1 protein-coding gene is annotated in these 2,415 nt (G+C 57.7%); it reads left to right on the top strand.

All coding sequences use genetic code 11. The features are described from left to right. Positions 1–2,415, top strand: a 2,415-nt coding sequence (locus KQJ19_RS23270; protein WP_216404252.1) for an amino acid adenylation domain-containing protein, incomplete at both ends; no start/stop codon positions are given.

Consider the following 2,415-nt stretch of genomic DNA (forward strand, 5'->3'; position numbering starts at 1 on the left):
ACGTAGAATTAACCGGCGAACTGGACGCACCGTTGCTGGCGAAAGCGGTAGTGGCGGGTCTGCAGCAGGCCGATACTCTAAGGATGCGGTTTAGCGAAGATAACGGCGAGGTCTGGCAATGGGTAGACTCTGCGCTTGCCTTTGCGCCACCAGAAATTATCGATCTGCGCGAAAAATCCGATCCGCATGCGGCAGCGCGCGCCTTGATGCAGGCAGACCTGCAGCAGGACATCCGTGCTGATGGCACTAAGCCGCTGGTTTTTCACCTGCTCATTCAGGTGGGAGAAAAGCGTTGGTATTGGTATCAGCGTTATCATCATCTGCTGGTTGATGGCTTCAGTTTCCCTGCCATTACCCGCCAGATAGCCGCAATTTACCGCGCATGGCTGCATGGCGAGCCCACGCCGGAATCACCTTTTACGCCATTTTCTGAGGTGGTGGAAGAGTATCAACAGTATCGGCAAAGCGATGCCTGGCAACGCGACGGCGCCTTCTGGACCGAGCAGCGAAAGCAACTCCCACCTCCGGCTTCGCTGTCTAACAAACCCCTGCCAGGGCGGTCGGCCAGCGCGGATATTATTCGTCTGAAGTTAACCGCGCCTGAAGGGGAGTTTCGCCGGCTTGCGGCACGTATGCCAGACGTTCAGCGTGCGGATCTGGCCCTTGCGCTGGTGGCGTTGTGGCTCGGACGTTTATGCAGCCGAATGGAATATGCCGCCGGGTTTATCTTTATGCGGCGTATGGGGTCGGCGGCGCTCACGTCCACCGGACCGGTTTTAAACGTCCTGCCATTTGGCGTGCAGTTGAATGCGGCAGAAAGCTTGCCTGCACTTGCCCAACGACTGGCCGCACAGTTGAAGAAAATGCGCCGACATCAGCGATATGATGCTGAGCAAATTGTTCGCGACAGCGGGCGCGCAGCCGGTGCCGAACCGCTGTTTGGCCCGGTACTGAACGTGAAAATATTCGACTATCAACTGAATATTCCTGGCGTTCAGGCGCAAACCCATACGTTGGCGACAGGTCCGGTGAACGATCTGGAGCTGGCGCTGTTCCCGGATGAAAACGGCGGGCTGAGTATTGAAATCCTGGCCAATAAACAGCGCTACGATGCCACGACGCTGGCGCAACATGCATCACGTTTAACCGCGCTTATCGCGCAGTTTGCCGACAATCCGTCGCTATGCTGCGGCGATGCCGGGATGCTGTTGCCGACAGAACATGAGCGGCTGGCGAAGATTAACGACACGACCGTGGCGATCCCGTCCACCACGCTGAGTGCGCTGGTGGCACAGCAGGCCGATAAAACGCCGGATGCCCCGGCGCTGGCTGATGCCCGCTATCAGTTTAGCTATCGTGAAATGCGCCAACAGGTTGTGGCGCTGGCGCGCCGCCTGCGCGAACGTGGCGTACAGCCTGGTGACAGCGTTGCCGTGGCATTACCGCGTTCCGTGTTCCTCACGCTGGCGCTGCACGGTATTGTTGAGGCGGGAGCCGCCTGGCTGCCATTGGATACCGGATACCCGGACGATCGCCTGCGGATGATGCTCGAAGACGCGAAGCCAAAATTGTTGATCGCGACCGAAGAGCAACTGGCGCGCTTTAGCGATATTCCGGAGCTGGAAAGTCTGTGCTACAACGCGCCGCTGCCAGAAGAGGATGCTGCACCGCTGGCGCTATCTCAACCTAATCATACGGCCTATATTATTTTTACTTCCGGTTCTACCGGCAGACCAAAAGGGGTGATGGTTGGGCAAACAGCCATCGTTAACCGTTTGCTGTGGATGCAAAATCACTATCCACTGACCGCGGATGATGTGGTGGCGCAAAAAACGCCGTGCAGTTTTGACGTCTCGGTATGGGAGTTTTTCTGGCCGTTTATTGCCGGGGCAAAACTGGTCATGGCAGAACCTGAAGCGCACCGCGATCCGCTGGCGATGCAGCAGTTCTTTGCGCAGTCAGGGGTGACGACCACGCACTTTGTTCCCTCTATGCTGGCCGCTTTTGTTGCTTCACTGACGCCGGAAACCGCGCGGGAGAGCTGTGCCTCGCTGAAACGGGTATTCTGCAGCGGCGAAGCCTTACCTGCAGATTTATGCCGCGAATGGGAACAGTTGACTCATGCGCCACTGCACAATTTATACGGGCCAACGGAAGCGGCAGTCGATGTGAGCTGGTATCCGGCCTGGGGGGACGATCTCGCTGCCGTAACGGGCAATAGCGTGCCGATTGGCTATCCGGTATGGAATACCTGTTTACGGATCCTGGACGCCATGATGCGCCCGGTGCCCTTTGGCGTGGCAGGTGATCTCTATCTGACGGGGATCCAACTGGCGCAAGGATACCTGGGGCGAGCGGATCTAACCGCGAGCCGCTTTATCGCCGATCCATTTAACCCTGGTGAACGCATGTACC

Source organism: Citrobacter sp. S46_ASV_140 (assembly GCF_018919545.1).
In the GTDB taxonomy this organism is placed as follows: domain Bacteria; phylum Pseudomonadota; class Gammaproteobacteria; order Enterobacterales; family Enterobacteriaceae; genus Citrobacter; species Citrobacter braakii.